The organism is Pseudomonas sp. Irchel 3E19 (assembly GCF_900187585.1).
In the GTDB taxonomy this organism is placed as follows: Bacteria; Pseudomonadota; Gammaproteobacteria; order Pseudomonadales; family Pseudomonadaceae; genus Aquipseudomonas; species Aquipseudomonas baetica.
Window position 1 is genome coordinate 24,777 of sequence record NZ_FYDT01000031.1, and the last position, 16,465, is coordinate 41,241.

Annotated in this window: 18 protein-coding genes; 10 read left to right on the top strand and 8 right to left on the bottom strand. The window is 59.9% G+C overall.

What is annotated here, in order from left to right:
* Positions 1-18: 18 nt before the first annotated feature.
* On the top strand, positions 19-972 hold the full coding sequence (locus CKW18_RS19180; protein ID WP_095190245.1) for a homoserine kinase: 954 nt from the start codon (positions 19-21) through the stop codon (positions 970-972).
* Positions 973-1,062: 90 nt separating this feature from the next.
* Here the strand turns inward: CKW18_RS19180 and CKW18_RS19185 are convergent, their stop codons facing one another.
* Entirely contained in the window at positions 1,063-1,983 is a 921-nt protein-coding gene (locus CKW18_RS19185; protein WP_095190298.1) for a zinc ABC transporter substrate-binding protein, read from the bottom strand.
* A gap of 66 nt (positions 1,984-2,049) precedes the next feature.
* Here CKW18_RS19185 and CKW18_RS19190 point away from each other — a divergent pair, with 66 nt between their 5' ends.
* Genes CKW18_RS19190 through CKW18_RS19205 form a run of 4 tightly spaced genes read left to right on the top strand, consistent with a single transcriptional unit; the run spans position 2,050 to position 4,849 of the window.
* Positions 2,050-2,532, top strand: a complete 483-nt coding sequence (locus tag CKW18_RS19190) for a Fur family transcriptional regulator (protein ID WP_095190246.1) — start codon at positions 2,050-2,052, stop codon at positions 2,530-2,532.
* On the top strand, positions 2,532-3,317 hold the full coding sequence (gene znuC, locus CKW18_RS19195; RefSeq protein WP_095190247.1) for a zinc ABC transporter ATP-binding protein ZnuC: 786 nt from the start codon (positions 2,532-2,534) through the stop codon (positions 3,315-3,317). Before CKW18_RS19190 ends, znuC begins: the two co-directional genes overlap by 1 nt.
* Positions 3,310-4,098, top strand: a complete 789-nt coding sequence (gene znuB / locus CKW18_RS19200; RefSeq protein ID WP_095190248.1) for a zinc ABC transporter permease subunit ZnuB — start codon at positions 3,310-3,312, stop codon at positions 4,096-4,098. The genes znuC and znuB overlap by 8 nt, the downstream gene beginning before the upstream one ends.
* Before the next feature lie 37 nt (positions 4,099-4,135).
* Positions 4,136-4,849 (top strand): PA5502 family lipoprotein, encoded by a 714-nt coding sequence (locus CKW18_RS19205; protein WP_095190249.1) that lies wholly within the window; start codon positions 4,136-4,138, stop codon positions 4,847-4,849.
* 124 nt (positions 4,850-4,973) lie between these two features.
* Here the strand turns inward: CKW18_RS19205 and katE are convergent, their stop codons facing one another.
* Positions 4,974-7,115: a catalase HPII gene (gene katE, locus CKW18_RS19210; RefSeq protein ID WP_095190250.1), complete on the bottom strand. Its 2,142-nt coding sequence runs from the start codon at positions 7,113-7,115 to the stop codon at positions 4,974-4,976.
* A 259-nt stretch (positions 7,116-7,374) separates the two neighbouring features.
* Here katE and CKW18_RS19215 point away from each other — a divergent pair, with 259 nt between their 5' ends.
* The 4 genes from CKW18_RS19215 (at position 7,375) to CKW18_RS19230 (ending at position 11,234) form a co-directional block, all read left to right on the top strand.
* Complete coding sequence (locus CKW18_RS19215; RefSeq protein WP_095190251.1) at positions 7,375-8,382, top strand: methionine ABC transporter ATP-binding protein; 1,008 nt, start codon at positions 7,375-7,377, stop codon at positions 8,380-8,382.
* The gene (locus CKW18_RS19220) at positions 8,382-9,056 is read left to right on the top strand and encodes a methionine ABC transporter permease (protein WP_095190252.1); all 675 of its coding nucleotides are present in this window, start codon (positions 8,382-8,384) and stop codon (positions 9,054-9,056) included. The genes CKW18_RS19215 and CKW18_RS19220 overlap by 1 nt, the downstream gene beginning before the upstream one ends.
* 76 nt (positions 9,057-9,132) lie before the next feature.
* Positions 9,133-9,903: a MetQ/NlpA family ABC transporter substrate-binding protein gene (locus tag CKW18_RS19225; RefSeq protein WP_095190253.1), complete on the top strand. Its 771-nt coding sequence runs from the start codon at positions 9,133-9,135 to the stop codon at positions 9,901-9,903.
* A 108-nt stretch (positions 9,904-10,011) separates the two neighbouring features.
* A protein-coding gene (locus CKW18_RS19230; protein WP_095190254.1) for an IS3 family transposase occupies positions 10,012-11,234 on the top strand; the annotation gives its coding sequence in 2 pieces (ribosomal slippage) (positions 10,012-10,363 and positions 10,363-11,234; 1,224 coding nt in all).
* 153 nt (positions 11,235-11,387) lie between these two features.
* Here CKW18_RS19230 and CKW18_RS19235 read toward each other — a convergent pair.
* Genes CKW18_RS19235 through CKW18_RS19255 form a run of 5 tightly spaced genes read right to left on the bottom strand, consistent with a single transcriptional unit; the run spans position 11,388 to position 15,296 of the window.
* Positions 11,388-12,023 (bottom strand): SCO family protein, encoded by a 636-nt coding sequence (locus CKW18_RS19235; protein ID WP_095190255.1) that lies wholly within the window; start codon positions 12,021-12,023, stop codon positions 11,388-11,390.
* Positions 12,020-12,919, bottom strand: coding sequence for a heme o synthase (gene cyoE / locus CKW18_RS19240; protein ID WP_095190256.1), 900 nt, complete (start codon positions 12,917-12,919; stop codon positions 12,020-12,022). Before cyoE ends, CKW18_RS19235 begins: the two co-directional genes overlap by 4 nt.
* The gene (locus CKW18_RS19245; protein ID WP_095190257.1) at positions 12,907-13,986 is read right to left on the bottom strand and encodes a heme A synthase; all 1,080 of its coding nucleotides are present in this window, start codon (positions 13,984-13,986) and stop codon (positions 12,907-12,909) included. Before CKW18_RS19245 ends, cyoE begins: the two co-directional genes overlap by 13 nt.
* A gap of 10 nt (positions 13,987-13,996) precedes the next feature.
* Positions 13,997-14,590 (bottom strand): hypothetical protein, encoded by a 594-nt coding sequence (locus tag CKW18_RS19250; RefSeq protein WP_095190258.1) that lies wholly within the window; start codon positions 14,588-14,590, stop codon positions 13,997-13,999.
* The gene (locus CKW18_RS19255; RefSeq protein ID WP_095190259.1) at positions 14,556-15,296 is read right to left on the bottom strand and encodes an SURF1 family protein; all 741 of its coding nucleotides are present in this window, start codon (positions 15,294-15,296) and stop codon (positions 14,556-14,558) included. Before CKW18_RS19255 ends, CKW18_RS19250 begins: the two co-directional genes overlap by 35 nt.
* A 70-nt stretch (positions 15,297-15,366) precedes the next feature.
* Here CKW18_RS19255 and CKW18_RS19260 point away from each other — a divergent pair, with 70 nt between their 5' ends.
* Complete coding sequence (locus tag CKW18_RS19260) at positions 15,367-15,570, top strand: twin transmembrane helix small protein (protein ID WP_003220344.1); 204 nt, start codon at positions 15,367-15,369, stop codon at positions 15,568-15,570.
* Positions 15,571-15,573: 3 nt separating this feature from the next.
* Here the strand turns inward: CKW18_RS19260 and CKW18_RS19265 are convergent, their stop codons facing one another.
* Positions 15,574-16,461: a cytochrome c oxidase subunit 3 gene (locus tag CKW18_RS19265; RefSeq protein WP_095190260.1), complete on the bottom strand. Its 888-nt coding sequence runs from the start codon at positions 16,459-16,461 to the stop codon at positions 15,574-15,576.
* Between the last annotated feature and the right edge of the window lie 4 nt (positions 16,462-16,465).

Below are 16,465 nucleotides of genomic sequence, written 5' to 3' on the forward strand. Positions count from 1 at the left end.
ACTGAGCAGTTTTTAACCATGTCTGTGTTCACCCCCCTGGCTCGGCCCGAGCTGGAAACCTTTCTCGCCCCTTACGGGCTCGGCCGCCTGCTTGATTTCCAGGGGATCGCCGCCGGCAGCGAAAACACCAACTTCTTTATCAGCCTAGAGCAGGGCGAATTCGTCCTGACCCTGGTTGAGCGCGGCCCGGTGCAGGAGATGCCGTTTTTCATCGACCTGCTCGATGTCCTCCACGAAGCCGATCTGCCGGTGCCTTACGCATTGCGTACCACCGACGGCGTGGCGTTGCGTGAACTCAAAGGCAAGCCGGCGCTGCTGCAACCGCGTCTGTCTGGCAAGCACATCAAGGTCGCCAATGCTCAGCATTGCGCGCAGGTCGGTGAGTTGCAGGCACATCTGCACCTGGCGACCCAGGGCGAGCGCATGATCAAACGCAAGACCGATCGTGGCCTGGACTGGATGCTGGAGGAGGGCACGGAGTTTCTCTCGCACCTGAGCGATGAGCCGCGTGCACTGCTGCGAAAGGCGCTGGATGAAATCACAGAGCAGAAAGAGAAAATTCTCGCGCTGCCACGGGCGAATATTCACGCCGACCTGTTCCGTGACAACGCGATGTTTGAAGGTACGCACCTGACCGGGCTGATCGACTTCTACAACGCCTGCTCGGGACCGATGCTGTATGACGTGGCGATTGCCCTGAACGATTGGTGTTCGGACGATGACGGCTTGATCGATGGCCCGCGGGCGCGTGCATTCCTCGGTGCCTATGCGGCGCTGCGTCCGTTCTCGGCGGCAGAAGCAGAGTTGTGGCCGACCATGCTGCGCGTGGCGTGTGTGCGCTTCTGGCTGTCGCGGTTGATCGCGGCTGAGCAGTTTGCCGGGCAGGATGTATTGATTCACGATCCGCAGGAGTTCGAGCAGCGGTTGGCGCAACGGCAGCAGGTCAGTACACCGTTGCCTTTTGCCCTTTAAAAAGCTTCGCGAGCAAGCCCGCTCCCACATTGGTTTAAATCCAATGTGGGAGCGGGCTTGCTCGCGAATGGGTCGACGCCGATGCCGGGGTTAAAGAGATTCCAGGCAACCGGCCAGATCATTGCCCAATTTTTCCAAAACCTGCTCGTAGCCCTGAGCAGTCGCCGGGGTGTAGCCGCCCAGTGCATCCAGCTCCGCCAGTTTCACCGGCAAGCCAGCCACCAGCGTTTCCGCCAGGCGCGGCCGCAATGGCGGTTCGCTGAACACGCAAGTCTTACCCACTTCCTGCAAACGCTTGCGCATCGCCGCCACGTGCTGCGCGCCCGGTTGCACTTCTGCGGCAACGCTGAATACGCCGGTGTGCTTCAGGCCGTAAGCCTCTTCGAAGTAATCGAACGCCTCGTGAAACACGAAGTAGGGTTTGCCTTCAACGCTGGCCAGTCGTTTCTTCAAGCGCAGGTCCAACGCATCCAGACGCTCGTCGAATGCCTTGGCGTTGCTTTGATAACGTTCAGCATTCGCCGGATCAGCCGCACTCAGGTCAGCGGCCATTTTGTCGGCAATGACCCGCGCGTTGACCGGCGTTAGCCACAAATGCGCATCCAGCGTGCCCGGGCGGTGATCGTGGTCATGATCGTCGGCCTCTTCTGCATGGGAATGACTGTCTTCAGCGAAATGACGCAGTTTCATCCCCGGCAGATCCTGCACGGCGACGCTCGGCAGCGTACGACCGTTCAGCACGCGCGGCAGGAAACCTTCCATGTCCGGGCCGATCCAGTAGAGCAGATCCACCGCTTGCACCTTCCGTACGTCGGATGGACGCAGCGCGTAGTTATGCGGTGAGGCACCCGGCGGCAGCAGCACTTCGGGGATCGCCACGCCGTCCTGCACCGCCGCTGCAATCAGCTGCAACGGTTTGATGCTGGTGAGCACTTTGACCTCGGCCTGAGCCGAACCGATCAGCAGGAAACTGGCGACAAAAGCCACAAAAACAGAAAAAAGTCGGGACACGATGACCACTCAAGGAGGCGAGAACGGGTAACATAATAACGTCTCTATCAAAACTCGTCGCCGCCCATGCCTATTACACCGATTGCCAGCCGTCCCCACGACCACTCTCATTGCGTGCACAGCGCATTGTCCGAGGCCGATACCTTGTGCGCGCAGAAAGGCTTGCGCCTGACCGCGTTGCGCCGCCGGGTGCTGGAGCTGGTGTGGCAGAGCCACAAGCCGCTGGGCGCCTACGACATCCTCGCCGTGCTCAGCGAGCAGGACGGCCGCCGCGCCGCGCCGCCGACCGTTTACCGGGCGCTGGATTTCCTTTTGGAAAACGGCTTGGTGCACCGCATCTCCTCACTCAATGCCTTCGTCGGCTGCGTGCACCCGGAACATTCGCATCAGGGCCAGTTCCTGATCTGCCGCGATTGCCACGCCGCCATCGAACTTGAGCAAAAAGTGATCAGCGACGCGATCATTAACAGCGCCAAGGATGTCGGTTTTATCGTCGAGGCGCAGACCGTCGAAGTGGTCGGCCTGTGCTCCGGTTGCCAGGGGGCTTGATGAGCAACGCGCTGATCCGTCTGGAGCAAGTCGCCGTCACGTTTGCCGGGCAGACCGTGCTGGACAACATCGAGCTGAGCGTCGAGCCGGGACAAATCGTCACCCTGATCGGCCCCAACGGCGCTGGCAAGACCACGTTGGTGCGCGCCGTGCTCGGGCTGTTGAAGCCGGACAGCGGCAGTGTCTGGCGCAAGCCGAAACTGCGTGTGGGCTACATGCCGCAAAAACTCCACGTCGATCCGACTTTGCCGCTGTCGGTGCTGCGCTTCCTGCGGCTGGTGCCGGGTGTTGATCGCCCGCGCGCATTGGCTGCGCTCAAGGAAGTCGGCGCCGAACACGTCATCGAAAGCCCGGTGCAAAGCGTTTCCGGTGGTGAAATGCAGCGCGTGCTGCTGGCCCGGGCGCTGCTGCGTGAACCGGAACTGCTGGTGCTCGACGAGCCGGTACAAGGTGTCGACGTGGCCGGCCAAGCCGAGTTGTACAGCCTGATCACCCGTCTGCGCGACCGCCACGGCTGCGGTGTGTTGATGGTTTCTCACGATCTGCATCTGGTGATGAGCACCACTGACCAGGTGGTGTGCCTCAACCGCCACGTTTGCTGCTCCGGGCATCCCGAGCAGGTCAGCGGCGATCCGGCGTTTGTCGAGTTGTTCGGCAAGAACGCGCAGAGCCTGGCGATTTATCACCACCATCACGACCACGCCCATGACCTGCACGGTTCAGTGGTCAAAGGCCCGGTTTCCGGCCAACCCCACGTTCATGGAGATAGCTGCAAGCATGGCTGATTTTCTGTTGTATGCCCTGCTTGCAGGCTTGGCGCTGGCGGTGGTAGCGGGACCGCTCGGATCGTTTGTGGTCTGGCGGCGCATGGCCTATTTCGGCGATACCTTGTCCCACGCCGCATTGCTCGGCGTGGCGTTGGGCTTTTTGCTGGATGTCAGCCCGACGGTCGCGGTGACGGTCGGCTGTCTGCTGCTGGCGGTGTTGCTGGTGACCCTGCAACAGCGCCAACCACTGGCGTCCGACACGCTTTTGGGAATTCTCGCACCGAGCACGCTCTCTCTCGGGTTGGTGGTACTAAGCTTCATGCATGAAGTGCGGATCGACCTGATGGCCTATCTGTTCGGCGACCTGCTGGCGATCAGCCCGACTGATCTGGCGTGGATCCTTGGCGGTAGCGCGGCAGTGCTGGTATTGCTGGTGACGCTGTGGCGACCGCTGCTGGCGATCACCGTGCATGAAGAGTTGGCCAAAGTCGAAGGCCTGCCGGTGGCTGGCCTGCGTATGGCTCTGATGTTGTTGATTGCGGTGGTGATCGCGGTGGCGATGAAAATCGTCGGTGTGTTGCTGATTACCTCGCTGTTGATCATCCCGGCGGCTGCGGCACAGCGTCACGCCCGTTCGCCGGAGCAGATGGCACTGGGCGCGAGCCTGCTGGGCATGCTCGCCGTGTGTGTCGGCCTGGCGCTGTCGTGGTTCAAGGACACCCCGGCCGGCCCGTCAATTGTTGTAACGGCGGCCGCACTGTTTCTGCTGAGTTTTGTTCTGCCCCGTCGAGGGGTGTAGACTTGCTCGCTTTTTGCGCAATTAGAGAGTCGCAGGAATGAAGCCGTTCGCCTCCCGTTATCTGCTCCTTGTCGCATTTTCCGTGCTGCTGGGCGCCTGCCAAAGCACGCCGCCGGTGGCCCAGGTCCCCGATGCGCGGGCTACGGCCATCGCACAGCTGGAGCAAAACCTGGCCAGCAGCGAACTGGCCACAGCCGAAGACCAGTTGGCCGCTTTGCAGGCCGAAACGCCCAACGATCAATCCCTTGAGCAATACCAGCGGCAATTGGCCGAGGCGTATCTGCGCCGTAGCCAGATTGTCCTGCAGAAGGGTGATGTAAACGCTGCTGCCACAGCGTTGAGCCGTGCCCGTGCGCTGATGCCCAAGGCCCCGGCGCTGACTGGTGGCGTCAATGGCGCCATCACCGAAGCGCGCAAGGCCGAGCTGGAAAAGGCCGAAGCCGCATTGCTGGCCGCGGAAGCCAAGCCAAAAGCCAAGGTGATCGATCCGACCGCCGAAAGCACCACCGTGGCGCTGAACATCACCGATAGCCGCAAACTTCGCCGGCAACTCGACGCGATCGCCGCTGATGTGGTGAATTACGAGTGCGCGGTGAGCATTCAGGCGCCTCGCACCAACGATTACCCTTGGTTGGCGACGTTACTGACCAAGCGGGTGAAGAAGTTGAATCCGGATTTTGATCTGAAGATCGAGAAGCAGATTTTGCGTACGGTGCCGGCGCAGATGGTTCTAAGTCCGCAAAAGCCCTAAAAGCTTCGCGAGCAAGCCCGCTCCCACCCTTGATCTGCTGTGCCCACAAATATTGTGTTCGACGCAGATCCTGAGTGGGAGCGGGCTTGCTCGCGAAGGCGTCCTGTCAGTCAGCAAATAACGTTTAGGCCGGAATGGCTTTCGCCTTAGGCTCCCGAGCCCAAACCCGATGCTGCCCGATCGCGGCAAAGAACGGCTTGGTCAACGCCCCGATATCCTTACCCTCGAGCAACCCGGCATCCGCCTCCAGCTTCAGCACATCCAGCAACTGCTTGGCTTCGCCGTGCAAGGCAATCGCCTTCAGATGCTTATAGGCCTCCAGCACGTAATGCAGAGCCACGCCGTCACCGCTTAGTGCTTTGATCGACGCCGCGCCACCCGGCACGAACACCGCATCGAAAATCACTGAAGGCATACCTTCCATCGATGCATCCACCGGCAGGCTTTTGCCATCGGCAGTCTTCACTGGTGCTGAAGTCGGCCCCAGCAACTTGGCGTGTGCACCTTCAGCGGCCAATGCCTTCTTCATCGCATCAATCGCTGCACCATCGACGCCGTTGGCAGCAAGAATGGCCACTTTGCGCGTCTTGATATTTTCCGGCAGCAGATTCGCCTGGCTGAGTGAAGGCGAGTGGTCGAACGATGTTTTTCGCACCTCGACCGTGCCTTTGGTCGGCGCAGGCAGCCCCAGATTGGCCGCCACACGCTTGGCCAGTTCCAGGTCGATATTGGCCAGAATTTCATTCACTTCCCGCGCGCGGATGAACTCACGCTCAACCTTGCCCAACTCAAAGCTGTAGGCGGCAATGATGTGTTCCTTCTCATGCGCACTCATGCTGTTGAAGAACAGGCGCGCCTGGGAGAAGTGGTCGCTGAACGACTCGCTGCGCTGGCGGATCTTGGCGGCGTCGATACGCTCCGGATAGGTCTCGAAACCGCCATCCTGCGCGGCAGGCGGGGTTTCTTTCGGCCAGCCGCCATCGATCGAGTTTGGCTCGTAAGACGCGCGTCCCTTGTCGATCACTGTGCGGTGCTGAGCATCACGCTGGCCGTTATGGAACGGCGCCACCGGGCGGTTGATTGGCAGCTCATGAAAATTCGGTCCACCGAGTCGGCTGATCTGCGTGTCGGTGTAGGAAAACAGCCGACCTTGCAGCAGCGGGTCATTGGAGAAGTCGATGCCCGGCACGATGTGGCCCGGGCAAAACGCAACTTGCTCGGTCTCGGCAAAGAAATTGTCCGGGTTGCGGTTGAGGGTCATTTTACCCAGCGGCGTGATCGGCACGATTTCTTCGGGGATCAGCTTGGTCGGGTCGAGGATGTCGAACTCGAAGTCGTGCTCGTTTTCCTCTTCGATGATCTGCACGCCCAGTTCCCATTCCGGGTAGTCGCCCATCTCGATCGATTCCCAAAGGTCGCGACGGTGGTAGTCGGTGTCTTTACCGGCGAGTTTCTGCGCCTCGTCCCACACCAGCGAGCAAGTGCCGGCGGTAGGGCGCCAGTGGAATTTGACGAAGCGCGATTTGCCTTCGGCGTTGACCAGCCGGAAGGTGTGCACGCCAAAGCCCTGCATGCTGCGCAGGCTTTTCGGGATCGCCCGGTCGGACATCGCCCAGATGACCATGTGCGCGGATTCCGGGACTAAGGAGACGAAGTCCCAAAAGGTGTCGTGGGCCGAGCCGCCGGTAGGGATTTCGTTGTGCGGCTCGGGTTTCACCGCGTGGACGAAGTCGGGAAACTTGATCGCGTCCTGAATGAAAAACACCGGCATGTTGTTGCCGACCAGGTCGAAGTTGCCCTCGTCGGTGAAGAACTTCACGGCAAAACCGCGCACGTCACGCACGGTGTCACCGGAGCCGCGCGGCCCCTGTACGGTGGAAAAACGCACGAACACTGGCGTCTTTTTCCCCGGATCCTGTAGGAAACCGGCCTTGGTCAGCGCGGCATGATTCTCGTAGGCCTGAAAGAAGCCGTGAGCCCCGGTGCCGCGGGCGTGGACGATGCGCTCCGGAATGCGCTCATGGTCAAAGTGCGTGATTTTTTCACGCATGATGAAGTCTTCCAGCAACGACGGCCCGCGGGGGCCGGCCTTGAGGGTATTCTGGTTATCGGCGATTTTTACCCCCTGGTTGGTGCGCAGGGCCTGGCCGGTGGCGTCGGAGCGAAATTTCTCCAGACTGTCGAGTTTGGCGTTGGTGTTGGCGCGGTCCGGGGTGTCGGTTCCAGCCAGTTCACTTTTGCCGGAGGCAGGTTTTTTGGTACTCATCAGACGTAAACTCCTCGTTTGACCCCTTTCAACGGGGACTCTTGAGCGTTTCCGGGCACGGTTACCCAGGGTTTCAAGTCGCTTAACTAGTGACCGACGAGCAGGAACGGGCGTTCCTTTTTTATGACCTTTGATCTTGTTATTGCCAAATCGAAGGTTAATTGAGAAATAAATGCTAAGAACCTCTATACGGACAGGCTAAAATGCGCGCCCGGCTAACCGCTGATCCTTTTCTAACGCGCCCCACAAGGTTCGCTACGTGATCGAGTTTCAAAACGTCCACAAAACTTACCGCGTCGCCGGTAAGGACATCCCCGCCCTGCACCCGACCAGCCTCTCGATCGAGAACGGTCAGGTCTTCGGCCTGATTGGCCATTCCGGTGCGGGAAAAAGTACCCTGCTGCGTCTGATCAATCGCCTGGAAGAATCCAGTGGCGGCAAGATCATCGTCGACGGCGAAGAAGTCACCGCGCTGGACGCCAACGGCCTGCGCCGTTTCCGCCAGCAAGTCGGGATGATCTTCCAGCACTTCAACCTGCTCGCGTCAAAGACCGTTGCCGACAACGTTGCGTTGCCGCTGACCCTGGCCGGCGAACTGTCGAGCAGCGAAATCGACAAGCGCGTCGCCGAATTGCTGGCGCGGGTCGGTTTGTCCGACCACGCCAAAAAATACCCGGCGCAGTTGTCCGGCGGCCAGAAGCAGCGCGTCGGTATTGCCCGCGCCCTGGCGACCAAGCCAAAGATTCTGCTGTGCGACGAAGCCACCAGCGCCCTCGACCCGCAGACCACCGCGTCGGTCCTGCAACTGTTGGCCGAGATCAACCGTGAGCTGAAACTGACCATCGTCCTGATCACCCACGAGATGGATGTGATCCGTCGCGTGTGCGATCAGGTGGGTGTGATGGATGCCGGCGTGATCGTCGAGCAAGGTTCGGTGGCCGATGTGTTCCTGCATCCGCAGCACCCGACCACCAAGCGCTTCGTCCAGGAAAGCGAGCAAATCGACGAAGGCGAACAGCGTGATGACTTTGCTCATGTGCCGGGTCGTATCGTGCGTCTGACTTTCCAGGGCGAAGCGACCTACGCGCCGTTGCTCGGTACCGTCGCCCGGGAAACCGGCGTCGACTACAGCATCCTTGCCGGCCGCATCGACCGCATCAAAGACATTCCGTACGGGCAATTGACCCTCGCCGTCACCGGTGGCGACATGGAAGCGGCGTTCGCCCGCTTCACCGCCGCTGACGTTCACATGGAGGTCCTGCGTTAATGGAAGCCTTTATGAGCTTTTTCGCCAATATCGACTGGTACGAAATCTGGCTGGCCACCGGCGACACGATGCTGATGCTCGGCGGTTCGCTGCTGTTCACCGTGCTGCTCGGTCTGCCGCTGGGTGTGCTGCTGTTTTTGTGCAGCCCGCGTCAGTTGCTGGAAAACCGTGGTGTCTACGCGTTCATGTCGCTGGCGGTGAACATCCTGCGCTCACTGCCGTTTATCATTCTGTTGATCGTGATGATCCCGTTCACCGTGCTGATCACCGGCACGTCGCTGGGCGTGGCCGGTGCGATTCCGCCGCTGGTGGTGGGTGCCACGCCGTTCTTCGCGCGCCTGGTGGAAACCGCGCTGCGTGAAGTCGATCGCGGCATCATTGAAGCGACCCAGTCGATGGGCGCGACCACCCGGCAGATCATCATGAACGCTTTGCTGCCTGAGGCCCGTCCGGGCATCTTCGCGGCGATTACGGTGACGGCGATTACTCTGGTTTCCTACACGGCGATGGCCGGTGTGGTCGGCGCCGGTGGCTTGGGTGACCTGGCGATCCGATTCGGCTACCAGCGTTTCCAGACTGACGTGATGATCGTCACCGTGGTCTTGCTGTTGATCCTGGTGCAAGTGTTGCAAATGGTAGGTGACAGACTGGTTGTGCACTTCTCGCGCAAATAACCGGTCTGACCATCAAGAAATGAGCCGGCCATTCGCTGGCAGGCGCCAGACGGGCGCCTCAAAAGGAGTTAGCTGAATGAAAAAACTGATCGCTGCTTTCGCTGCCGTTGCGGCATTCTCGGCCCACGCAGAAACCCTGACCATTGCCGCCAGCCCGGTGCCGCACGCGGAAATCCTCGAATTCGTGAAGCCGGCCCTGGCCAAAGAAGGCGTGGATCTGAAGGTCAAGGTCTTCACTGACTACATTCAGCCGAACGTACAGGTGGCCGAAAAACGTCTGGATGCCAACTTCTTCCAGCACCAGCCGTACCTCGATGAATTCAACAAGGCCAAGGGCACCAGCCTGGTGGCCGTGACGGGCGTGCATCTGGAGCCACTGGGCGCCTATTCGAGCAAGATCAAGGATCTGAAAGACCTGCCAAGCGGCGCCAACGTGGTAATCCCGAACGACGCCACCAACGGCGGCCGTGCGCTGTTGCTGCTGGCCAAGGCTGGCGTGATTACTTTGAAGGATCCGACCAACATCCTGTCGACCCTCAAAGACATCGCGCAGAACCCGAAAGACCTGAAAATCCGTGAACTGGAAGCCGCGACCATCCCGCGCGTGCTGACCCAGGTCGATCTGGCGCTGATCAACACCAACTACGCGCTGGAAGCCAAGCTTGATCCGTCCAAGGATGCGCTGGTGATCGAAGGTAATGATTCGCCGTACGTGAACATCCTCGTGTCCCGTGCGGACAACAAGGACAGCGACGCGATGAAGAAACTGGCCGCTGCCCTGCACAGCCCGGAAGTGAAGAAATTCATTACCGAGAAGTACAAGGGTGCGGTGTTGCCGGCGTTCTGATCCAGATTGCTGCAATGAAAAGGGGGCGCCATGAGCGCCCCCTTTTTTGTGCCTGTGTCCCGTCCTGAATAAGGTTTACACCTTCTGACCCATTCTCAGGAGGGAGTAATGAATACGGGAGAAAGGCGCAGTCAGCGTGATTACACGCTGACCTTTAAATTGTCGGTCGTCGATCAAGTCGAAAAAGGTGAGCTGAGTTATAAAGAGGCTCAAGAGCGTTATGGCATTCAGGGTAAAACGACCGTACTGAACTGGTTACGCAGGCATGGTCGGCAGGACTGGAGTCAAGGCGCGTCCATTCGCTCCAAGAGACCCCGTTCCATGGATAAGCCCGATAAACCGCTGACACCCGAACAGCGAATCAAAGAGCTTGAAGAAAAGCTTGCCCAAGCCAACCAGAAAGCTCAGTTTTTCGAAGCCGTCGTTGATGTTTTGAAGAACGACTTCGGTGTTTCTGTCGTAAAAAAGCGATCCGGCAAGTCCTCTCCCAAGAGCAGATCCAAGGCCTGAGCATTAGTCGGGCTTGCCAATTCATGGGGATTTCCCGTCAGGCTTATTACAAGCGCAACCGGGCGTGTGATGCCCGGGCCCGTCATGCTCAGGAAGTGATGGGATTCGTGAGGGAAAAGCGACTCAGGCAACCGCGCCTTGGCACCCGAAAACTTCACAATCTAATGCGCACTGAGCCAGAAATGTCCGTAAAGGTTGGTCGAGACCGTTTATTCAATATCTTGCGAGATCGGCGCGAACTGGTTCCTCGCAGGCGGGCCTATCACAAAACAACAGACAGTCATCATCGCTTTCGCCGGCATCCAAACCTGCTCAAAGATGGGCCGATTCAGGTAGTCGCCAAGGCACCAGAGCAAGTATGGGTTGCGGACATCACCTACTTACCAACGCAAACGGGTGTGGCTTATCTGAGTTTGATCACCGATGCGTACTCTCGAAAAATCGTGGGTCACCATGTCCATGAAAGCTTGCACACCGAATCGGTGATCCAGGCGTTCAACAAAGCCCTGAAGCAGCGGACAACGGAACAACACTTGGTGCACCACTCGGACAGAGGCGTTCAATACTGCTCCGAGCTTTATCAGCGGCTGCATGCCAAGTACGGCATCACCTGCTCAATGACCGATGGCTACGACTGCTACCAAAATGCATTGGCTGAGCGTGTGAATGGAATTTTGAAAAACGAGTTAATGCTGCATCGGCCCAAAGATTTTGCAGATGCCATCCGGATGGTGGACGAGTCGGTGCAGATCTATAACAACGAGCGGCCTCATCTGTCGCTGAAATACAAAACGCCCGATGCGGTGCATCGGGCGTTTTGAGGTTGAAACAGGTGTAAACCTATTTCAGGACTAGACACTGTGTCCCTGTGGGAGCGGGCTTGCTCGCGAATGCGGTGTGTCAGTCGATGCAGATGTTGAATGTGCCGGCCTTTTCGCGAGCAGGCTCGCTCCCTCAGGGGGACCGTGTTGGTTTTACTTGCGGTTAAGCATCACCGGCAGCTGCGCCACCAGTTTGGCGTTGTTCAGCGGCGCCCGAATAAACCCACGCTGCGTCCCGTCCGGGCCGATCACCGCCAGATTGCCACTGTGATCAACCGTGTAATTCGGCTTGCTGGTATCGGCCGGAATAAACGGAATGCTCACCGCGTTGGCGACCTTTTGCAGCGCTTCGATCGAACTCGGCGTGAGACCGATGAACTGCGGATCGAAGTAGCCCAGATACTGCTTCAACTGCTTCGGGTTATCGCGGTTCGGGTCAACGCTGACCAGCACGATCTGCAACTTATCCACAGCGTCTTTGGGCAGTTCGCTTTTGATCTGACGTAGCTGGGCAAGGGTGGTCGGGCAGATGTCCGGGCAGAAGGTGTAGCCGAAAAACAGCAGGCTCCACTTGCCCTTCAACTCGTCGATGGCGACCGGTTTGCCGTCCTGATCGGTCATCGTCACGTTTGGCAGGGTGCGGCTCTGCGGCAGCAGAATAATGCCGGCGTCGATCAGCGCGGTCGGGTCACCCTGGCCCTTGCCGCTCAGCACCTTGTTGACGGTAAGCCCCAGGATCAGCGCGATCACGGCGACGAGGATGAAGACGGTTTTCTGGGTTCGAGTCATAGGTTCAACAGTAAGTAGTGGTCTACGAGCAGGGCGATGAACAGCAGAAACAAGTACCAGATAGAGTACTTGAACGTGTTGATCGCCGCGTGCGGCCGAGTGCCACGGTACAGCACCACGGCCCATTGCAGAAACCTTGCGCCCAGAGCCAGCGCGCAAACCAGATAAAGCACGCCGCTCATGTGGATCACATAAGGCAGCAGACTCACCGCCAGCAGCGCAAAGGTGTACAGCAGAATATGCACTTTGGTGTAGTGCTCGCCGTGGGTGACCGGCAGCATCGGGATGTCGGCCTTGGCGTATTCCTCTTTGCGATGAATCGCCAGTGCCCAGAAGTGCGGCGGCGTCCAGGCGAAGATAATCAGCACCAGCAGCAACGGTTCGGCACTGACGTGGCCGGTGGCAGCGGTCCAGCCGAGCAGTGGCGGTGCGGCGCCGGCGAGGCCGCCGATGACGATGTTCTGCGGCGTCGCGCGCTTGAGGAAACCGGTGTAGATCACCGCGTAGCCCAGCAAGGAGGCGAGGGTCAGCCACGCGGTCAGCGGATTGGTGAAGGTCAGCAGCAACGCCTGACCGAGCAGCGCCAGCACCAGCGCGAAGGTCAACGCGGCGGCGGGCGAAACCCGGCCCTCGGCCAATGGCCGTTTGTGCGTGCGCGCCATCACTGCATCAATGCGCCGATCCACCACATGATTGACCGCCGCCGCACCACCGGCACACAGCGCGATACCCAGGTTGCCAAACACCAGCACCGTCCACGGCACCCCGGCGCGGGTCGCGAGGAACATGCCGACCAGCGAAGTGATCAGCATCAGCACCACGACTTTCGGTTTGGTCAGCTCCAGATAATCACGCCAGATTGCCTGAGTGGGACGTTCGCCAATCAGAATCGCCACGGCGTTTCTCCTTTTATTGTGATGGGCGCGGCCGAGTGTTTACGTGGGCTGAAGCGCCAGCGCGCGAGCACCGGTTGTCTGACCCGGACCAGACTGGTGCGCGCGTGATAATTGACCAGCACCAGGGTCAGCAACAGCGCGGCGCCGCCGGCGTTGTGCGCCACGGCCACTGGCAGTGGCAGATGGAAAATCACGTTGCTGATGCCGAGGCTGATTTGTGCGCCGAGGGCGATCAGCACCAACCCGGCCAATCGGGTCATGCCGACCACTTTCAATTGCCAGGCGAGACCGAGCAGCACCAACGTCACCAGCAACGCGCCGATACGGTGAGTCAGGTGAATCGCCGTACGTGCATCACTGTCGAGTTGTCCGCCCAAATAGTTCGGGCCGATGTGTTGAGTCAGGTGAAACCCATTGGCGAAATCCGCCGGCGGCAGCCATTGTCCGTGGCAGGTAGGGAAGTCGATGCAGGCCACCGCTGCGTAGTTGGAACTGACCCAGCCACCCAGCGCAATCTGACCGATCACCAGCAACAAACCGGCAGTCGCCCAATATTGCAGACGCTTGGGCACGGTCAGCGCCGGCAGCACTCCAGACAACCGCAACGTCAGCAGAAACAACAGACTCAGCGTCGCAAAACCGCCGAGCAAATGCCCGGTGACCACTTGCGGCCAGAGCTTGAGCGTCACCGTCCACATGCCGAACGCCGCTTGGGCGAACACCACCGCCAGCAGAAACAGCGGCAGTTTCAACGGTAGCCCGGGATGGCGACGATTCACCCACGCGCGCCCGGCCAATACCGAAATGAGCAGGCCGAGGGTGCCGGCGAAGTAGCGGTGGATCATTTCGTTCCAGCCCTTGTGCGCTTCCACTGGTGCGTCGGGGAAGTGCAGTTCGGCATGGGCCAGTTGGGCTTCGCTTTTCGGCACGCTGATAAACCCGTAGCAGCCCGGCCAGTCCGGACAGCCTAAGCCTGCGTGAGTCAGGCGCGTGTAGGCGCCGAGCAGCACGACAATCAGCGCCAGCAGGGTGGCAAACAGCGCGAGGCGAAATCCAGGTTTGGCCATGACGATGCCCTTATCCGATGTTCGACAGTTTCAACAGGTGGCGCAGGTCGTTGAGCAGATCCTTGCCCTTTACATTCGGCTCGTAACGCAGCACGAGGTTGCCGTGGGGGTCGATGATCCACAGTTGCGGCGTGGCCTTGTCGCCCGTGGTCTTGCTGAACACTGCGGCGTCCAGCGGATAGCGTTGCAACTGTGGGTATTCGCGGGTGAGTTTGGCGTCGTAATCGCTGGTCAGCGGTTGTGCGGCGGCGAGGGCGTGGCTGGCGCGCCCGGCTTCACGGCCGAGGCCGATCTGGATCTGCCGCGCCAGATACACCAACTGCTGGCAATCCACGGCGCAATCCTTCGGTGCGGTCACCAACATCTGCCAGCGCTGTTCATTCGCCTGCACGCCGAGGTCGGCGCGGGTCTGGCCGTTGCCGATCAGTTCGCCGTGATAGCTGCGACCCTCCGGCACCCAGAACTGCAATTTGTACATGCCGGTGGCGAGAAGCATCGGGCCGACCACGCCGAGCACAATCAGCAGCAACTGAAGACGGCCGCGACGACGGCTGGCGGCAGGTTTGGTTTCAGACATGCTGGGTGGATTCATGGCCGTTCCCATGGTGTTTCTCCTTTGCGTTGTGCCAGCCTAAGTAGAGGTAGAGACCGAGCAGGGCGGTGGCCATGGCGAACCACTGCACGGCGTAACCGAGGTGTTTTTCCGGGCCCATGGCAACCACCGGCCATTCGGCCTGATAGCTGGCCGGGCCAGGTTCGGCGCGTACTTCGTAGGCGAAGCCGTCGCGTTCGAGGGTTTTCCACAGCTTGGCGGGCTCGACGGCAGTGATGGTTTGCGGCCAGGTATTGCTGACCGGGTCGGCGTGCAGCTGGAAGGTCGCGCCGGGGGCGATGTAGACCCAGGCGTCGATATTCAGCGCCTCCGAGGGTGTGGTGAATTGCGGCGGCACGCGTCGATCCGGCCACGGCAGCCAGCCGCGATTGACCAGCAGCCACAGGCCGGTGCGTTGATCCTGAAAGGGTTGCAGCAACTCGACGCCGACCTTGCCGTTGCGCTGGCTGTTGTCGAGCAGCAGGCTGTGGGCCGCGTCGAACTGGCCGTGCAGATGCACGCGGCGATAGGCCGGATCAGCACTATTCGCCAGCTCTGTGCTGGCCATCGGTTCGGCGGCGCGACGCTCGGCGTAACTGGCAAGCAGCGCGGTTTTCTCCGCGCCACGGCCCAATTGCCAGAAACCCAGCGACACCAGCAGCGGCAGCAACAGAGCCACGACCACGGTCGGTATGACGCCCGGGCGAAAGTGCTTCATGGCATCGCCATAAAGTCAGGCATCGCGATCGCTATACTCAAGTGCATCGCCTGTCCCCCGGAGTCTTCCCATGCTCAAAGCAGCCATCGTCCTGCTGCTGATTGCCACGGTGATCAGCCTGTTCAGCGGCCTGTTTTTCCTGGTCAAGGACGACAGCAGCTCCAATCGTCTGGTCATCGCCTTGAGTGTTCGGGTGGCATTGGCCGCTGCCACGGTCGGCTTGATCGCCTGGGGCTTCTACAGCGGCCAACTGGTGTCGCACGCGCCTTGGTAGTGCTCAGAGCACGTAAACGAAGATAAACAAGCCGATCCACACCACGTCGACGAAGTGCCAATACCAGCTCGCCGCTTCGAAACCGAACTGGTGCTCGTTGTCGAAGTGGCCTCTCATGATGCGCATCAGCATCACAAACAGAATGATCGTGCCGATGGTTACGTGGGCGCCGTGGAAACCGGTGAGCATGAAGAACGTCGCGCCGTAGATACCCGAGCCGAGGGTCAGCCCCAGTTCTTGGTAGGCGTGGATGTATTCTTCAGCCTGAAAACCAAGGAACGCGCAGCCCAGCAGCACGGTGATCGCCAGCCAGATTTTCAGCGCGCCGCGATGGCCCTTCTTCAAGGCATGGTGGGCAATGGTGATGGTCACGCTGGAGCTGACCAGCAGAATCGTGTTGATCAGCGGCAGGCCCCACGGGCTGATGACGTCCTTGGCCGGCGGGAACAGTTTCGGGTCCGGCGTTTGCAGCAACGGCCAGGTGAACTGAAAGTTTGGCCAGAGCATGTGAGCGAGGCCTTTCGCACCTTCGCCACCCAGCGCCGGGCCGGAGATGTGCCGCACGTAAAACAGCGCACCGAAGAAGGCGACGAAGAACATCACCTCGGAAAAGATGAACCAGCTCATGCCCCAGCGGAACGAACGATCAAGCTGCGCGCTGTAAAGTCCGGCACGACTTTCCTTGATCACTGTGCCGAACCAGCCGAACAGCATGTACGCCACCAGCAAGCCACCGATGAAAAAGATCAGCGGGCCGTGGGATTCCGGGCGCGCTGCCTTCAGATCGTTGAACCAGACGGCCAGGCCGTACACGGTGACCAACATCCCGATCGTGGCGATGATCGGCCACTTGCTCTGGGCCGGAACGTAATAGTGCTCATGAGTTGCCATTTAT

Coding starts and splice junctions, on each gene's coding strand:
- CKW18_RS19180 (WP_095190245.1), top strand. CDS start 19: ATGTCTGTGTTCACCCCCCTGGCTCGGCCCGAGCTGGAAACCTTTCTC.
- CKW18_RS19190 (WP_095190246.1), top strand. CDS start 2,050: ATGCCTATTACACCGATTGCCAGCCGTCCCCACGACCACTCTCATTGC.
- znuC (WP_095190247.1), top strand. CDS start 2,532: ATGAGCAACGCGCTGATCCGTCTGGAGCAAGTCGCCGTCACGTTTGCC.
- znuB (WP_095190248.1), top strand. CDS start 3,310: ATGGCTGATTTTCTGTTGTATGCCCTGCTTGCAGGCTTGGCGCTGGCG.
- CKW18_RS19205 (WP_095190249.1), top strand. CDS start 4,136: ATGAAGCCGTTCGCCTCCCGTTATCTGCTCCTTGTCGCATTTTCCGTG.
- katE (WP_095190250.1), bottom strand. CDS start 7,115: ATGAGTACCAAAAAACCTGCCTCCGGCAAAAGTGAACTGGCTGGAACC.
- CKW18_RS19220 (WP_095190252.1), top strand. CDS start 8,382: ATGGAAGCCTTTATGAGCTTTTTCGCCAATATCGACTGGTACGAAATC.
- CKW18_RS19225 (WP_095190253.1), top strand. CDS start 9,133: ATGAAAAAACTGATCGCTGCTTTCGCTGCCGTTGCGGCATTCTCGGCC.
- CKW18_RS19235 (WP_095190255.1), bottom strand. CDS start 12,023: ATGACTCGAACCCAGAAAACCGTCTTCATCCTCGTCGCCGTGATCGCG.
- CKW18_RS19245 (WP_095190257.1), bottom strand. CDS start 13,986: ATGGCCAAACCTGGATTTCGCCTCGCGCTGTTTGCCACCCTGCTGGCG.
- CKW18_RS19250 (WP_095190258.1), bottom strand. CDS start 14,590: ATGGGAACGGCCATGAATCCACCCAGCATGTCTGAAACCAAACCTGCC.
- CKW18_RS19255 (WP_095190259.1), bottom strand. CDS start 15,296: ATGAAGCACTTTCGCCCGGGCGTCATACCGACCGTGGTCGTGGCTCTG.
- CKW18_RS19260 (WP_003220344.1), top strand. CDS start 15,367: ATGCTCAAAGCAGCCATCGTCCTGCTGCTGATTGCCACGGTGATCAGC.
- CKW18_RS19265 (WP_095190260.1), bottom strand. CDS start 16,461: ATGGCAACTCATGAGCACTATTACGTTCCGGCCCAGAGCAAGTGGCCG.